15 protein-coding genes are annotated in these 14535 nt (G+C 47.8%); 5 read left to right on the top strand and 10 right to left on the bottom strand.

The window, feature by feature from the left end; translation table 11 throughout:
* Nucleotides 1-178: 178 nt before the first annotated feature.
* Nucleotides 179-1000, bottom strand: a complete 822-nt coding sequence (locus tag NH568_RS11995) for a spondin domain-containing protein (protein WP_253047659.1) — start codon at nucleotides 998-1000, stop codon at nucleotides 179-181.
* Between the two features lie 225 nt (nucleotides 1001-1225).
* Between NH568_RS11995 and NH568_RS11990 the strand changes: the two genes are divergently transcribed.
* Together NH568_RS11990 and NH568_RS11985 are read left to right on the top strand one after the other, a co-directional pair.
* A complete protein-coding gene (locus NH568_RS11990; protein ID WP_253047656.1) occupies nucleotides 1226-1612 on the top strand; it encodes a hypothetical protein in 387 nt (128 codons plus the stop codon).
* Nucleotides 1613-1732: 120 nt separating this feature from the next.
* On the top strand, nucleotides 1733-2491 hold the full coding sequence (locus tag NH568_RS11985) for a transporter substrate-binding domain-containing protein (RefSeq protein ID WP_253047653.1): 759 nt from the start codon (nucleotides 1733-1735) through the stop codon (nucleotides 2489-2491).
* A 57-nt stretch (nucleotides 2492-2548) separates the two neighbouring features.
* Here NH568_RS11985 and NH568_RS11980 read toward each other — a convergent pair whose 3' ends face one another.
* Nucleotides 2549-2950 carry a biopolymer transporter ExbD gene (locus NH568_RS11980; RefSeq protein ID WP_253047650.1) on the bottom strand — a complete coding sequence of 134 codons (402 nt, stop codon included), beginning with the start codon at nucleotides 2948-2950 and terminating at the stop codon, nucleotides 2549-2551.
* A gap of 297 nt (nucleotides 2951-3247) precedes the next feature.
* On the opposite strand from NH568_RS11980, the gene NH568_RS11975 reads away from it, so the two are divergent.
* Nucleotides 3248-3985 carry a hypothetical protein gene (locus NH568_RS11975; protein WP_253047647.1) on the top strand — a complete coding sequence of 246 codons (738 nt, stop codon included), beginning with the start codon at nucleotides 3248-3250 and terminating at the stop codon, nucleotides 3983-3985.
* A 49-nt stretch (nucleotides 3986-4034) separates the two neighbouring features.
* Here NH568_RS11975 and NH568_RS11970 read toward each other — a convergent pair whose 3' ends face one another.
* The 6 genes from NH568_RS11970 to NH568_RS11945 form a co-directional block, all read right to left on the bottom strand.
* Entirely contained in the window at nucleotides 4035-5405 is a 1371-nt protein-coding gene (locus NH568_RS11970) for a hypothetical protein (protein ID WP_253047644.1), read from the bottom strand.
* A gap of 224 nt (nucleotides 5406-5629) precedes the next feature.
* Complete coding sequence (ykgO, locus tag NH568_RS11965) at nucleotides 5630-5767, bottom strand: type B 50S ribosomal protein L36 (protein ID WP_046003577.1); 138 nt, start codon at nucleotides 5765-5767, stop codon at nucleotides 5630-5632.
* 5 nt (nucleotides 5768-5772) lie between these two features.
* Nucleotides 5773-6030 carry a type B 50S ribosomal protein L31 gene (locus tag NH568_RS11960; RefSeq protein WP_010384175.1) on the bottom strand — a complete coding sequence of 86 codons (258 nt, stop codon included), beginning with the start codon at nucleotides 6028-6030 and terminating at the stop codon, nucleotides 5773-5775.
* 180 nt (nucleotides 6031-6210) lie between these two features.
* A complete protein-coding gene (dbpA, locus tag NH568_RS11955; protein ID WP_253047641.1) occupies nucleotides 6211-7602 on the bottom strand; it encodes an ATP-dependent RNA helicase DbpA in 1392 nt (463 codons plus the stop codon).
* 119 nt (nucleotides 7603-7721) lie between these two features.
* A complete protein-coding gene (locus tag NH568_RS11950) occupies nucleotides 7722-9104 on the bottom strand; it encodes a DEAD/DEAH box helicase (protein ID WP_253047638.1) in 1383 nt (460 codons plus the stop codon).
* A gap of 312 nt (nucleotides 9105-9416) precedes the next feature.
* Nucleotides 9417-9641 (bottom strand): helix-turn-helix transcriptional regulator, encoded by a 225-nt coding sequence (locus NH568_RS11945; protein WP_253047635.1) that lies wholly within the window; start codon nucleotides 9639-9641, stop codon nucleotides 9417-9419.
* Between the two features lie 265 nt (nucleotides 9642-9906).
* Between NH568_RS11945 and NH568_RS11940 the strand changes: the two genes are divergently transcribed.
* Nucleotides 9907-10476 carry a hypothetical protein gene (locus NH568_RS11940; RefSeq protein ID WP_253047632.1) on the top strand — a complete coding sequence of 190 codons (570 nt, stop codon included), beginning with the start codon at nucleotides 9907-9909 and terminating at the stop codon, nucleotides 10474-10476.
* Nucleotides 10477-10719: 243 nt separating this feature from the next.
* On the top strand, nucleotides 10720-11373 hold the full coding sequence (locus NH568_RS11935; RefSeq protein ID WP_253047629.1) for a hypothetical protein: 654 nt from the start codon (nucleotides 10720-10722) through the stop codon (nucleotides 11371-11373).
* A 69-nt stretch (nucleotides 11374-11442) separates the two neighbouring features.
* On the opposite strand, the gene NH568_RS11930 is transcribed toward NH568_RS11935, so the two are convergent.
* Nucleotides 11443-13251 carry a cytochrome c peroxidase gene (locus tag NH568_RS11930; RefSeq protein WP_253047626.1) on the bottom strand — a complete coding sequence of 603 codons (1809 nt, stop codon included), beginning with the start codon at nucleotides 13249-13251 and terminating at the stop codon, nucleotides 11443-11445.
* Nucleotides 13252-13642: 391 nt separating this feature from the next.
* Nucleotides 13643-14284, bottom strand: a complete 642-nt coding sequence (locus NH568_RS11925) for a protocatechuate 3,4-dioxygenase (RefSeq protein ID WP_253047622.1) — start codon at nucleotides 14282-14284, stop codon at nucleotides 13643-13645.
* Nucleotides 14285-14535 lie beyond the last annotated feature (251 nt).

Here is a 14535-nt window from a genome sequence, read left to right as displayed (position 1 = left end):
TGCAGGCGAGTGTCCTGATCGATAAGGAAACACAAGTATAAGATTCAGAAGAGGCGAAGGTGTCAATTTAAGATATTGAATTTAAAGGTTAACTTTTTCCATTGGCTATGCTTGAAGTGAGGGAGTCAACGCTTGATTTAGCGCTGACCCTGAGCTGGCAGGTGGAAGACGAACACAATTACAGGCGCTTTATTTCTATCATACCTATGTAGTCACCTGACTGGGCATGCACCCCTTGTGAAAAATCGCTGTCACTGGGGTCGCTGGTAAGTAACATAATCGGCTCCGCGGGGCTGGTAGCCTGGTTCGTTGAACTGAAACGCGGTCCGCTGTCGCTGCCTGCATCATACACCTTAAGCTGAATGGTCTGACTGTCAATCCACTGGTTGTCTGTAAACAGAGGGAAGCTTTCGAGGCCTATAAACCAGTCCGGACTCGGGGCAACCATGGAAACGACGCTCAACAGAGGGAATTGCTGACTGGCCTCAAAGGTAAATGTGACGCTTTTGGCACTGCCTGAGACGCCTGATTCATCAATGAGATAATTTGAATGTCCTGCGTTCTGAATGGTACTGATTTCGTCTTTTAGTGCGGTCTTAGATCCTGTTTCAGCCATGCTGATCATACCGGCAGAGGCCGTGGTGCTAGGTTTAAAGATAAACCCATCTTGATTATGGGTGAGTCCGACCAAAGGAGAAAAGTGCGAATTACCCGGGAAGTTGGTGGGAAAATTGTCGGACTCCCAGGTCCGGGTAAATGTGAGTTGATAAGTCACGGTTTCTGCAGCCTGATCACCATTATTGGCATCTGTGCTGTCATTGCCGCTGATGTCTGAGTCTGAGCTTGTATCCGTGTTATTTTGCGTATTTGTGCTGGTCGTATCACTGGCCTCTGTGTTTACCGTGTTACTGGTGCTGGATGGTTCACCCCCCCCCCCTCCACCACAAGCACTCAGAGTAAATAATACAAAAGCGTAGAATGGTATACTTGCTATGTTCATATTGGCCTCGTGTTGATGAGTCAGGATGTTGTCAAGAAGACCCGATAGCCAACAAGGTTATTTCATTGTTGTACGAAAAACATACATTCCCTGTGGGATCCTGAATACATCCGGGGTAATTGTGTTCAACATCTTTAACGTGTACCGACATGAGAGATCCTCAACTGTTTTTCTACGATGAGTATGTAACACTCCTAAGGACACTTCGTTATTCAAGGAACTTAAATGAAATCTCTTATTTTTACCGCACTACTGAGTGGTACAGCGATGGCCAATCCTTTGTTGGGTAGTTGGGAATTCGTTGAAGGACAGTATGCAACAGAATCGGGTATCGTCTCTGCCAAGGCGCCCGAGTTAACTTCGGTTAAACTGATCACACCCACTCACCACAGTTACATCACCCAGAGCGAGGGGAAATTTAAATATGCGGGCGGGGGCACCTACGTGCTCAGAGGTAACCAGTTTATTGAGACCTATGAATATGGCAATGTCAGCTCCCTGTTAGGCAGGAAGATGGCCTTTACCTATAAGGTTGAAGGGGAGCTGTGGCACCATGAATTGTATGAAAATGGCAAGTTTGTGGAGCGGGAGATCTGGAAGAAAATAAAATAGCCTGGCTATTTCGTCAATGCGCGGACACTTCATATGGCATATCTAATTTTGTTGGGTTATTTGCAATTATAGGTGTCCCCCCTAGACTAACAGTAAGGTCAGTGTGGTACCGGGGGCGTCGTGAAACTTTTTGCATGTATGGGTGTGGTGATCTGGCTGTCCATAATATCACCCGTCAAAGCGGCAACAGTGCAGGTCGTCACCGAATATTTATACCCTTACCAAATCAAAAATGAAGATGGCAGTTTAGGTGGGTTTATGACTGAAGTCGTTCACGCGCTGTGCAAGCAGGCCGGTGATATACCCGATATTAGCGTGATGCCCTGGGCGCGTGCCTACCAAACAGCCGTGATGACAAAAAATACACTGATCTATTCGATAGTTCACACCGAAGCCAGAAGTCCCTATTTTCACTGGATTGGTGAAGTCAAAACGGATCCAATCTATTTATGGGGTCTGGCTCGACGCTTTCCCGCGCAATCTGACTCGCTGATGTTACTTAAAAATCATCGGGTGGCGGTTCTGAGAGGCTCTAATGTTGCTCAGTATCTGGCGAAACGTCAGTTTTCTCATCTTAAACCACTCAGTTATGAAGATCAGCTGCTGCGGATGTTGGAAAAAGATCGCCTTGACCTGGTGGTCGGGACTGAGCAAACCATCTGGCAACGAGCGAACAAGGCAGGTATGGATTTCAATACCCTGGCCAAAGTTGCGGAGCTGACAGAGCTCAATACAAACCTCAGTATTGCCTTCAACATTGCCTCTGACCCTGAGCTGGTTGCCCGCTACCGTGATGCGTTTTCGACCATCAGCAGTAACGGCAAGTTAGCTGGGATACAGCAAAAATGGTTTGACTATATTCAGGTTGCAAAACACTAAGCCAGACCCGGTATAGTCCCGGGTCTGGCTGCGCTATTTACTATAGAATTTTACTTACTAGAGAGTGTCACCCAAAGACACAGGTGCTGAGGTTTGTGCTTTGATGGCATCGAGGACACCGACCAGCGTTGCATGCTGACTATCCGGGTGTGCGCGAAGACTGATACTGGTAAGTTCGCCTTGCGCACCAAGACGGGCAATATTGATACTGACAGTATCTATATCGATTTTTCTGTTGTTTAGATAAATCTGGTTTTTTGCGTCAATTGTAAAGACGGGTGTCAGGCTCGGCACAATTGAGGTTACGGCCTGATCGGTTCGATTGATTGGCAGGGCAGTTTCCCGCATAAAACTTGCGGTAACGATAAAGAAGATCAGTAAAATAAAGACAATATCCAACATGGGGTTCATGTCTACGGTTACGTCAGAAGTGCCAGAATGATGTGCGGATTTAGTCATAATGTTAGGTCCTTTTTTGTTATTTCCTTTTCAGCGTAGACCCTATATGTTAGTTTAGGTTTAATGTACCGTTAATGTTTACAAACTTTTACTTTAGCCTGAGTTTGACGCTGTGTACGCGCATATATCAATTAAACATCACCGATTTTGGGGCTAAGGACTCAATTTGCATTTATATCGTCATTTAGTACTAAAGTTTAACGGTTATGGGTCGATTACGATTATAATGTAAGCCATTGTTGTTAGTTTAAGCGTTTGGTTTAAGCGACAAGTTAAGACATCTATAAGGAAAATAGCATGAAAGTGAACACGCACAGTGGCGGGCCTGCAGCGCAACTTGATCTGCAAAGCAAGGTGGCCTCTTCAGGTAACCTTGAAGACGCAAAACAGCCCGTTTCCAGCTCACCCGACTCAGCACAAAGCACACTTGCCAAAGATGTATATCACGGCGCACAAGCACCATCACCGGCACTCGTTTATGATCGGCCTCTGGCTATCACCTCATCGGAAAACCAAGAAACACCAGAGCAATACAGTGAGCGAATGGATGCTGCAACTGGACTATTGTTTGCTGTTTCGATCCCTAAAATTGCAGAGGATATGAGTGCTGAGTTTGCCAAAGTGACTAAGGAAATTGAGCAACTATCTCCGGGGCTGAGTGACAAAGACTGGGGCTTTTCCGTCAATGAAGACGGGGCTCTGGTGGTCAGCGGTGATGACCTGACAGACAGTGAAAAGCAACTGCTCGAAGAGAAGCTGAATGAAAACGAAGAGCTCGTGGCTTTGGCAAAAACCTTTCAGGATACAATGATGGAAGGGATTGAGTTGCTTAAAGGCCCCAATGAAAGTGGGGACTACTGGGCCAAATACGATATTAATCGCAGCAACTTTGCCGACATTATCGACTTTAAAGCGCTGATGGAAGAAAGTAGCCAGAGTGACGCGCAAGTTAAACTGGGTGATGCGAGACTTAACCAGTTTACACTCGTAGATAGTATTGGTGGTCAGTTGCAGCGCAATGCCAGACAGCTATAACTGCTTTTGATACGGAACAGGCCAGCAGACTGGCCTGTTTTGATGTGGATTAATTACGAGTGCTCGATACTAAATCCTGATCACACAAGTGACCAATGTAGACATATGGGTGCTGAGTACCACCGATGCCAATGACTTTCTCTTCATAAGAATCGATTTCAATCCGCCATGCACCGACCAGGAAGTCTGTGCGCCAGGTATTTCTGTAGCCCATGCTGTATGACGAGTGCTCTACGGTGTAATCACTAAAGCAACGGCCTAAGTTAACACCACCAGATGCTTTACCATTTGCATCAGATGTTACGACAAAATCTTCATATGGGTTTCTGACGTCATCAATTGAGTCAAAATCTCGGATCAGCTTAAACGTGGCTTCAGCGCCTTCGACAGGGTGGCCTTTGGAGTCATTCAACGTGACTGTCCAGTTCAGATCCCGGTATGCCTGAGTGGTCAGGTAGGGGGCTTTAAATGCTGAATATGGGATCCGCTCTACCCCATGTTCGCCACTGACCGAGTCATGGGAAAACGACGCAACCACGGAGCCCAATACGAGAGTATATTGATTAGCCGGGTTATTTTGTAGATTTGGGTTGCCGCTCACCCGAACTACAACACTTTGGTTTTCCTGCAGCTGAGAAATAGTCTCGGCTTTGTTTACGGCGACGGGTTGCCAGTTACCACCATTGTATATTTCCAGTACAAACTCATCCGTTTTCGCTTCGTCCTCGAGTTTTACAATGAGGTCCTGGCCTCGTACGGCGGTGAAGGCGAAATAGTCGTAGTCGAATACGTTGTCTATGTTTCCTTTCACACGGTTTTGTTTGTCGGGCAACATGGTGACAGTCGCAATTGAGTCATTCGCTTCAAAGTCGTCAAGCTGAGCCTGAGTAGATGATATGGCGCCAAACTTGATATCGGAGCTATCCGTTGCTATCACATCCATCAGCCAATAGTAATGACCAGGCTCCGTCAGAGCGGCGGCCAACTCATCGGCATTCGCTGCATTGGCAGAATTGGCCATCAGGGTAAAGGTATTGTCCGGGTTGTGACGCACTATGCTGAGATTAATATTGGTGTCGGCTGACTGACCGAATAGAAACGCTGTCGTTTTACCAGGCTCTGTGACTTCAAAGTGAAAACAAGGTTTCTGTCCTACCGTCATACCGCCGAAAGGGTAAACGGTGTTGAGTGACAAAGTCTGACACATGGGGGTGATGGTACTGGCTGCAGGGGTATCTGCCTGGGCCGCACGTATAACCGAGTTAAATAAGTGTGTTTTGGGTGTCATGTCCAGTGTTGACGACTGAGCTGTGACTTTGGCTCCTGTGCTAAGGTGATACAGTGCATCTGTGGGTAATTGTGATGCAAGAGCTAGGGTAGGCATGCATGCTAAAACACTCAATGTTTGCATTAATTTCATAATCAAATATTTCCTTTTTGTTTTTTTATGTCGTTTATCGACGGTTCCAAAAGTGGAACCTTTTGCATTATGCATATCCCTATTTTAAATACAATATAATGAGTTTAATTATTTGATTTAAGACAAAAATAGTAATTGTTCAGTCGCTAAAGTGGTCGATAACATGCTCAGAGGATCGCGGGGAAAGCAGCCAGTGCAAAGCGCACCGGCTGTATCAGGTAATTTTAGCGTTTCTTCTTTTTGCCCTGCACGGCTTTGAAGCGCGGGTTATCTTTGCAGATCACATACACGCGACCGCGGCGTTTGACGACCTGACAACCCGGGCGGGATTTGGCACTTTTTAATGAACTGAGTACTTTCATGGTGACTATCCCTTTTTGCCAGCCAGATTCTTAAAGCGGCGATTGAATTGTGCAACCCGGCCATCGCTGGCTACCAGCTTCTGCTTACCGGTATAGAAAGGGTGAGATTCACTGGAAACGTCAATAGGTACATACGGGTATGTCACGCCGTCTACTTCTACTGTGCGATCGGTTTTAATCGTGGAACCAACGATAAAATACTTGTCTACCGAGGTATCGTGAAAGGCAACTAAGTGGTAATCAGGATGGATATCTGGCTTCATTTTCTTCTCCAATAATTTAGTGCGTGTGTTATATCATAACAAAACTGTAATGAAAATAGTAAATGCAAATAATTCGTAATTGTGTTTCCGGGTGGGGAAGAATTGGTATTAGGTGTGGCTACTTGAGATGGCATTTGAGTATGCCATCTCAAGTAGCTAAGCGCGGGTCAGGGCAAGGCGTTAACGGGTAAGTTTACGGGCTCTGAAATTGCGCCCTTTCATTTTTCCGTCGCTGATGACCTTCACAGCCTGATTGGCGTACTTACGTTCCACGGCAACATATGAGGACATAGCTGTGACCTTTATCTTACCTATTTGATCGCCACGCAATGCCTGGTTAGCGGTCAGTGCGCCCAGAATATCACCCGGACGCAGTTTGGCTTTTTTGCCGCCATCAATTTGTATTGTGACCATAGGGGCGCGTTTAACTTGATTCGCAAGCACCTGCTCGCCAGGCACAGGAGTCGGTTCAATCTCCAGGCTGAGGTAATCTTCCAGCATATTCACTTTATGGGACTCTTTGTAGCTCATCAGTGAACAGGCGACGCCGGTTTTGCCAGCCCGGCCGGTACGTCCGATACGGTGGACATGCACCTCGGGGTCATGGGCTATATGATAGTTGATAACCATATCAACATGGTCAACATCGATACCCCGTGCCGCCACATCGGTTGCAACCAGGATGGTTAAACTGCGATTCGCAAAGCGTACCAGTGTTTTATCACGATCTTTCTGATCCAGGTCGCCATGCAGGGCCGCGCTGTCAAAGCCAGAGCTCTGCAACATATCACTGACATCCTGACACTGTGCTTTGGTATTACAAAACACCACCGCTGCCTCGGGCTGAAACTGACACAGTAGCTTATGGAGTGCAGTATCCCTCGCTTCATTGTCGGCCACTTCATAGAAGTGTTGCTCTATGGTGCTGTGATCATGCTGTGCAACAACTTCCACTTTAACCGGGTTGCACATAATATGACCCACCAGTTGCTCAATTTTGGCCGGGTAGGTGGCGCTGAATAACAGGTTCTGACGCTGGGGTGGGCAATGTGACACGATACAGTCCAGCGCTTCTTCAAAGCCCATTTCCAGCATACGATCTGCTTCGTCCAGGACAAAGGTATTGACCTCATCCAATGACAGACGCCCCTTACGCAGGTGCTCCTCAATGCGACCAGGTGTTCCAACCACGATATGGGCACCATGCTCCAGCGAGCCAATTTGTGGCCCCATGGGAGCGCCGCCGCACAAGGTCAGTACTTTGATATTATGGATGGCACGTGCCAGCTTTCTAATCTCTACGGCAACCTGATCCGCCAGCTCACGGGTAGGGCAAACCACCAGGGCTTGCACCCTAAAGCGTTTTACTCTCAGGTTGCTAAGCAAACCAAGGGCAAATGCTGCGGTTTTACCAGAACCAGTTTTTCCCTGACCTATGACATCTTTGCCGGCCAGGATCTGTGGCAAGGTCTGGGCCTGAATTTCTGTCATGGTGTGATAGCCAAGCGAGGTCAGGTTGTCTAACAAAGACGGTGATAGATTGATACTGGAAAAGGGCGTAGCGGTGCTCATAGCGGGCTTCTTTTTAATTGAAAGAGTGAGTATAACATGACACGCAGGCAGAGCGCGCAATACCGTGCCTGCCTGGTGACATAGGGTGTCGAGATTTAAAGCGCTCCGGGAGGCTCTCTCTAGTTTGGCTTGTTCTGTGCCGCAGGTTTATTGCCGCCGGGTTTGCTCTGATTATTGGCAGGACGTCTTCTGCGGCGTTTTGGCGCAGCGGTTTTATCATTTCCGGATTGCGACTTTTGGCCGTTTCTGGGCTTGTCTGCCTGTTTGCGCTGTGCGGATTGCTCCGCTGTGGCTGCTTTGGGTTTCTTAGGCTTTTTCGGTTTTTTTGGCTTAATCGGACGAGTGTCCAGTTTTGACTCAGGCACCGGGTTTTGTGGCTCGAATCCAGGCTCTACAACGCGTGGGATCAGCTGCTGGATCAAGCGCTCAATGCCGAACAGATCGCTGGCAACATCTTCACTGACAAACGAGACAGCCTCACCGGTGGCACCGGCACGACCGGTACGGCCGATACGATGTACGTAGTCCTCGTACACATTGGGCAGGTCAAAGTTGACGACGTGGGGTAATTCCTGGATATCCAGGCCTCGTGCCACAATGTCAGTGGCCACTAAGACGCGTAACTCACCATTTTTAAAGCCTGCAAGTGCCTTCATTCGCGCACTCTGGCTCTTATTGCCGTGGATCGCTGCGGCGTTAATTTTACTCTTTTCGAGGTCGCGTACCAGGCGATTAGCGCCATGTTTGGTGCGGGTAAAGACCAGCACCTGTTGCCAGCCATGTGTGTTAATCAGGTGTTTGAGCAAGGCGGTACGACGGCTTTTATCTATCGGGTAGGCCCACTGAGTGACGCTTTTGGCGGTGCTGTTGGCCGGTGCCACGGAAATCTCGACGGGATCCTGAATAAGCCCCTTGGCGAGTGAGCGGATTTCATCAGAAAATGTGGCCGAGAATAGTAAATTCTGGCGTTGTGATGGCAGTAACTTAATTAGGCGTTTAATGTCGTGAATAAACCCCATATCCAGCATTCTGTCCGCTTCGTCGAGCACAAAAATGTCTAACTGATCGAACTTCACCGCATTTTGTTGGTATAAGTCGAGCAACCGCCCCGGTGTCGCCACCAGCACGTCAGCCCCTTTGCGTAGCTTCATCATTTGCGGGTTGATCTTCACGCCACCGTAGACAACCTGGCAGGACAAAGTCAGGTGTTTACTATACAGTTCAACACTTTGCCAGACCTGATCCGCCAGCTCGCGGGTCGGTGTCAGGATCAGTGCTCTGACCTGATTGGCTTTTACTTTTGGTTTGCTGCTCAACAGCTCCAGCATGGGCAGGGTAAAGCCTGCGGTTTTGCCTGTGCCTGTCTGGGCTGCGGCCATAATATCCCGGCCTTGTAAGATGGCGGGGATGGCTTGCTCCTGAATAGGGGTTGGTGTTGAGTAACCCTGATCGGCTACGGCTTGATTAATTTCGGGAGATAAGCCAAGACTGCTGAAGCTCATGTTTGTGTACTCTGAAGAATGCGGGCCGGAAGAGTACAAGATTTACCCCAACATAGCAATTTTTGTCATCAGTTTGATGTGGATATATGCGCGCGATATACGCACATTATGAGTGCCTTGAAGATCAGTCCCGGCTCAGTTTAACGATTACTCAATCCGGTGAGTGAAAGCGTGTAAGTGAGCAAATACGACTAATGCGAAACCCGGCACCAGAGATGAACATGATCACGTCTTTTATATAGGGGTGAAGCCTGGACTCAGGAAGGCGTGATGACACTCGAAATGCCAGGCATTTCATTTTATGACTGGAGCTCACTGTTCGGTCAACAGTTCAGCAACGGGGATCTGGTAAAAACGTGCCAGGTCGCCTGCTGTGCGGTAATATACTCGGTTGCCGCACTCGGCACGTTTCAGCGTGGCAATTGACACACATAAAGCCTGATCCTGGCAAGCGCATGCCAGTTTCTCCTGACTCAGGCCGAGGCCTTTTCTTAGCTCCTTGAGCCGATGACAATTGAGTTTGACTCTACCGTCCATTGAAGTGCTCCTGACTGGTTTGGATGCTAAGGCTAGCAGCCCTGAACGCTTTTTGCCAAATTGTTAAAGCCAATTAAAGTGTCCACTTTTTACTACACACTGTCAGCATTTTTTCACCCTAATGTCTTAGATTTAGGAGCAAAGAAACTGATACCAAACTGATACTAAACTGATACCAACAAGCGTGTGATTCGCATCTACACTGAGTGCCAGTTGAATAAGCCCCGCATGGTGCGGGATTACTGGAAATAATAAGGAAACAATTATGTCTCAGACAGTTCATAACCTGGGTGCCTATTGTTCAGTTGTACTGGCGAAAGATTTCAGCAAAGACTTTATCAATGCGTTTGAGCACATTAATCAGCGCGATGGTGTAAAAATCACTCCACTGGCAGGCCAGTCTCAGGTGGTTAATGGTATAAACTATGCGTTCTACTGTTTGGTTGAGCCAGTTGTTGCGCCGAACGTGGCAAAAGTGAACAAACTTGAGCTTATCGTGATCCATGCGCTGGATGACAAATACACCGAAACTGCAGAGCGCGTGTTGAGCCGTCCCGTCCTTGTTCCACCTATCGGTTCGTTCGATGGTGTAGCACTGCGTGATGAGTTCACTGAAGCTGAGAAAGCAGCGGCTGAGCAGATTGAATCACTGGTTGGTGTACGCTATGACATTCTGGCGGCTCAGCAACAGGTTGTTGCAGGTCTGAACTTCGTATTCTATACCGTGGCTACGCCAGCGACACGCAATGGCCAGGCTTTCTTCGCTGAAATTGAAGCGCACCGAAACCTGGACGGCAGACTTGAAAACTTCAATCTGATCCCGGTTCAGCCATAACCTTAACTTTTGGCAACGTTGATGTTTTGCCGCCCGGTTGATCCCGGGCGGCTTTTTCGTTTTTGCCTGTCAGTCAGGGGTAAGTGTAACCTCAAGGCCGGTTGGTTTATAAAGTCATGATGGGCTGTGCCGCCAGAAGCCATCAAAGCAAGTTTAAAGGGACTCATGCACGAGCACACTTGTACCCGTATGTCTTAATCATTGCTTGCTATACTGAGTGGAAACACTCTGAGGGAACCAACAATGAGAGTCATTCTGCTCGCTATTTTACTGTTTACAGCACAGGCTTCAGCCGATGAAAAACAAGCCCCACCACTGAACCCCGCTTACAAAGGGGAGCATGGTATGGCGCTGATGAACCGAGGTTCACGCATTTATGCGACTAACTTTCCGTCGTACGGCTTACCCAATGATATCCATGTCGTTTATCGACTGGAGAACCCGGATGTGGCTTTTCTGAGTCTGGTTCGTGATGCCAAGCTAATCACCATTAAACCGGAGCCGTTTAATTTGCAACGACTGGAGCGGGGAGAGGAAGTTATGATCACCGCAGATGTTTATGAGGGACATTATGCGCGTGGAGGCAGGCTGGTATACCCACAAAGACAGTTGGTGCTCAGTGATAAACTTTTTGCCCGAAAGCTCAGCAAATTGGAGCCTGCGTCGCAGTGGCATGAGTATGACATGATTGAAATCAACAAAACGGAACGTATATATGTCCACAAAATACAGCAAAGACCCAGCTTTAACCATCTGATTTTTGTAGACTTAACGGGAGCGTGCCTGCAAAAGTTCAGGGCTTCTAAACGGGTACCCAGCGAAGGTGAATTGGCCTATAAGTTTATTAACTGCGGGACACTGAAACAGCTTTTCTATGATGCTGAGAGTTATATGTAGGCGCTATCGGGTTGAGAAAAAGTGTGGATAAAAAGGGCTGCACAGGCTGCCCTTTTTGGTTGGGTCGAGTTAAAGCGGGTTGCCGTTTTTGTCTATGGCATCAAACTGGTGGCCATCAGGTCCGCCATCTCGGGGCGGAATGAGCACATCTATAGCGTTGCTGCCAGCCACCGCATTGGGATCGGTGAGTGAGCGCAAGAAGGAGGCCAGGTAATGTATTTCATCACTGGTGAAGTGTTTGATGATGGCATCATCGCCTCTGTCTGAATTTGCTCTGTTCTCGGCGTTAAGTGCCAGAACAAACTCTTCGCCTCCACCAACAATCTCGCGGCACTGCGCTGTTGTCAGGTGCTGAAATTGTGGCAGCTGGCAGGTTTCAACATTGTGATAAAAGCTTTCCAGAGAACCTGTTACGTCATTATAGTGTTCGATAACACGCTCTAGTGTGGGGAAAACACCTTTATCGCCGTAAGGCGCAGTGATCCCAACATTGAGCAGGCTCGGCATGCGGAACTGGTTTTTGGCATTACCATCGGCGACGGCGTTAGGCCCAATCTGCGGGTAAAGGGGGCCGCGGGTTTTTTCCGGGGTAAACATCACGCCATCGTGGCAGTTAGCGCATCCTGCTGAGGTGTAAAACAGTAATGCTCCGCGTTTTTCTGTATTGTTGAGGCGAGCCATGTCACCTTCGATGTAGTTGAAAAAAGGATTGTCGATAAACAAGAATGAGGCCTGATAAGCCGCAAGTGCTCTGGCGATACGCAAGAAATCAATCTGCTCGTCGCCGTAGGCTGCTGCGAAGTGGCTTTTCCATTCATCGGCCAGACGGCTGGCAATAAATTCACGATAGACTTGCGGGGATTCAAAGCTGGTTGGATCGCCCATTTCAGCGGCTGCGGTGACAGGGAAATGAGCCTGAGCCATTAACAGACGCAAGGGATCTGTATTGGCAACCTGGCTGTTCATCAGTCGGGTTACGTCATCTTCTGGGGTCATAATCGGGGCCGTGGATACCAGGCCCACTTCACTTTCACGGTTGCTCTGACGCAGTTTTACCCTTTGATCCCAGAACATACTGTTGACCCACAGGGCTGTGTTGCAGATCTGCGGCGAACTGCGTCCAACAGAAGGGATGGTACTGCCGTCGGTGCGGCCCAGTCCGATGACATCTGGGTTCTCAGCATTGACGCCAATGGATAATGACAGGCCATCGCCTCCACAACCTTGTGCAGGGTGGTGGCAAGAAGCGCAGGAGGTATCATAGTTTTGACTCAGCGCCTTACTAAAGAACAGTCGTTTACCCAGATCAATCAGTTTCGGGTCTTCCTGTCGACGATAGCGGGCCACATAGGCCTGCATATCTTCCAGCCCCTGCTGCAACTCATAATGTTCAATGACTTTGCCCATGCAGGTATCGAGCTGCTCATCCGTTACGGCATTGAGGTCGTTAGTACCGCATAAATCGACCAAACGCGCAATGCCAATATTTATTACAGAACCATTGCGCATGCCATCATTGCTATCACTTGCCAGCGTAGTCACCGTTTCGGTGTTTGACGGTTCACTGGTGAGCTTGTTTTTATCTTTACCCTTGGCAAAAGCTTGCACAAAGTAGCTGTATTCAGTACCCGCCATCGCACTGTCATCCTGGTAAAAGGTGAGTGTGGTACGGGCAATACGTTTGCCATCCCGATAGATGCGATAGCCTTTAATGTTGCTGGTATCTTCTGGTGCCTGCCAACTTAGCGCAACTTGGTTGCTGCTGTGTACTTTTGCTGTGAACTGTTGTGGGGTGGGGAGTAGGTTGGTGTCTGCCTGAACGAATGTTGACCATAAGCTCAGTGGCAGTAACCATAGCCCGAATATTCTTGCTTTCATAGGTATGATCCTTAACAACAGCGTGTGGTTGGGTAGCGCTTGCACACTGCTGTCTGTAACGTAACTGAGAGTGTGTATTGCCCCCGCGGCATATCGCCGGGAAGGTCATTATTGTGTGGAATATAAAATTGCGATTCCAACATTAGTGTAGGAATGAAATAAGGAAGAAATGTGTACATTTTGACTTTTTAGTCATCCTTTATTCTGTTTTTTGCCGTTTTGTATCTAGAGCATTTATTCAAAGGTGACGCTCTGTCCCTGAGATAGAAAAATATTCTAGATCAGTGTGTTACCATATTCCTATACTTGGTATGCACAAACAAAATGGGTGAGCCCACATTAGGTGCGGGCTTATCATTTAGAATGAAGCTGATAAGGGATGTTAAAAATTCTAAAGTGGGATCTTTTGTATCACCAAATTGAACAGGTAATGATTTTCACGTTCAGTTCGTTTGACCGTCATAAGCGCCTGCTCATGTGCACTTTTTCGTTTAAACAGGCCATCTTTGTGATTTAGCGGGTGATCCGGAAAGTACAGTTGAGTCAGTAGTGTATCGTAACCCAGCTTAGACGCTTTTAGGTGAATATGCGGTGTGCGTTGACTACTGGCATTGAGCGGGTAGGCACCCGGGAACACGGTTTTGAAACGAAACCGTCCTTGTTTGCCACTTTGTATGATGGCCCAGGCCTGAAAGTGTTCATCGACAGGTGCCTCGCTGGTATCGTGAGGGTGATGATACTTACCAAAAGCATTCGCCTGCCACAAGTCTAACGTAACATCTTCAACGGTATTTCCCTCATGATCAAATACTTGCCCGGCTATTTCTATATGCGTTCCCTGAGCCACACCTGACTTGCCGGCCACCCGGGTGAGATCAGCGTCCTGGTCTTTTTGTGGGGTAATGGGGTAATAAGGTCCTTCCATTTCTCTGGGAGTCAGCGTTGTTTGAGCCTGTGCGGCTGAGGCAAAAGCACCTGCCAGCGTGCCTGCTGCGAGATTTTTAATAAAGTGACGTCTGGAATTATGCGACATAAAACACCTGAATTTACGTTGTTATCTGCTGTTTAGCTTAGGATGCGGTGTATTCTGATGTCTTATTAAAAAGCTATTTTTTACTTAAATAGATTTATGTTTGGTGCAAAGAAGTCTATAACAATTTGTAATATATAATTTTATTTTAGAACCGCGTCACTGTTACCAGTGAATGCGTCTTTGCAACAGTTTGGGTTTAGCCTGGGTTAAATGTGCCTCCATATGCTTTTGGGTTCTTGAGTTGATGTACA

Source organism: Pseudoalteromonas sp. XMcav2-N (assembly GCF_024124545.1).
Taxonomy (GTDB): Bacteria; Pseudomonadota; Gammaproteobacteria; order Enterobacterales; family Alteromonadaceae; genus Pseudoalteromonas.
Note: the sequence above shows the minus strand (reverse complement) of the source record. Positions and strands in the feature narration are given on the sequence as shown.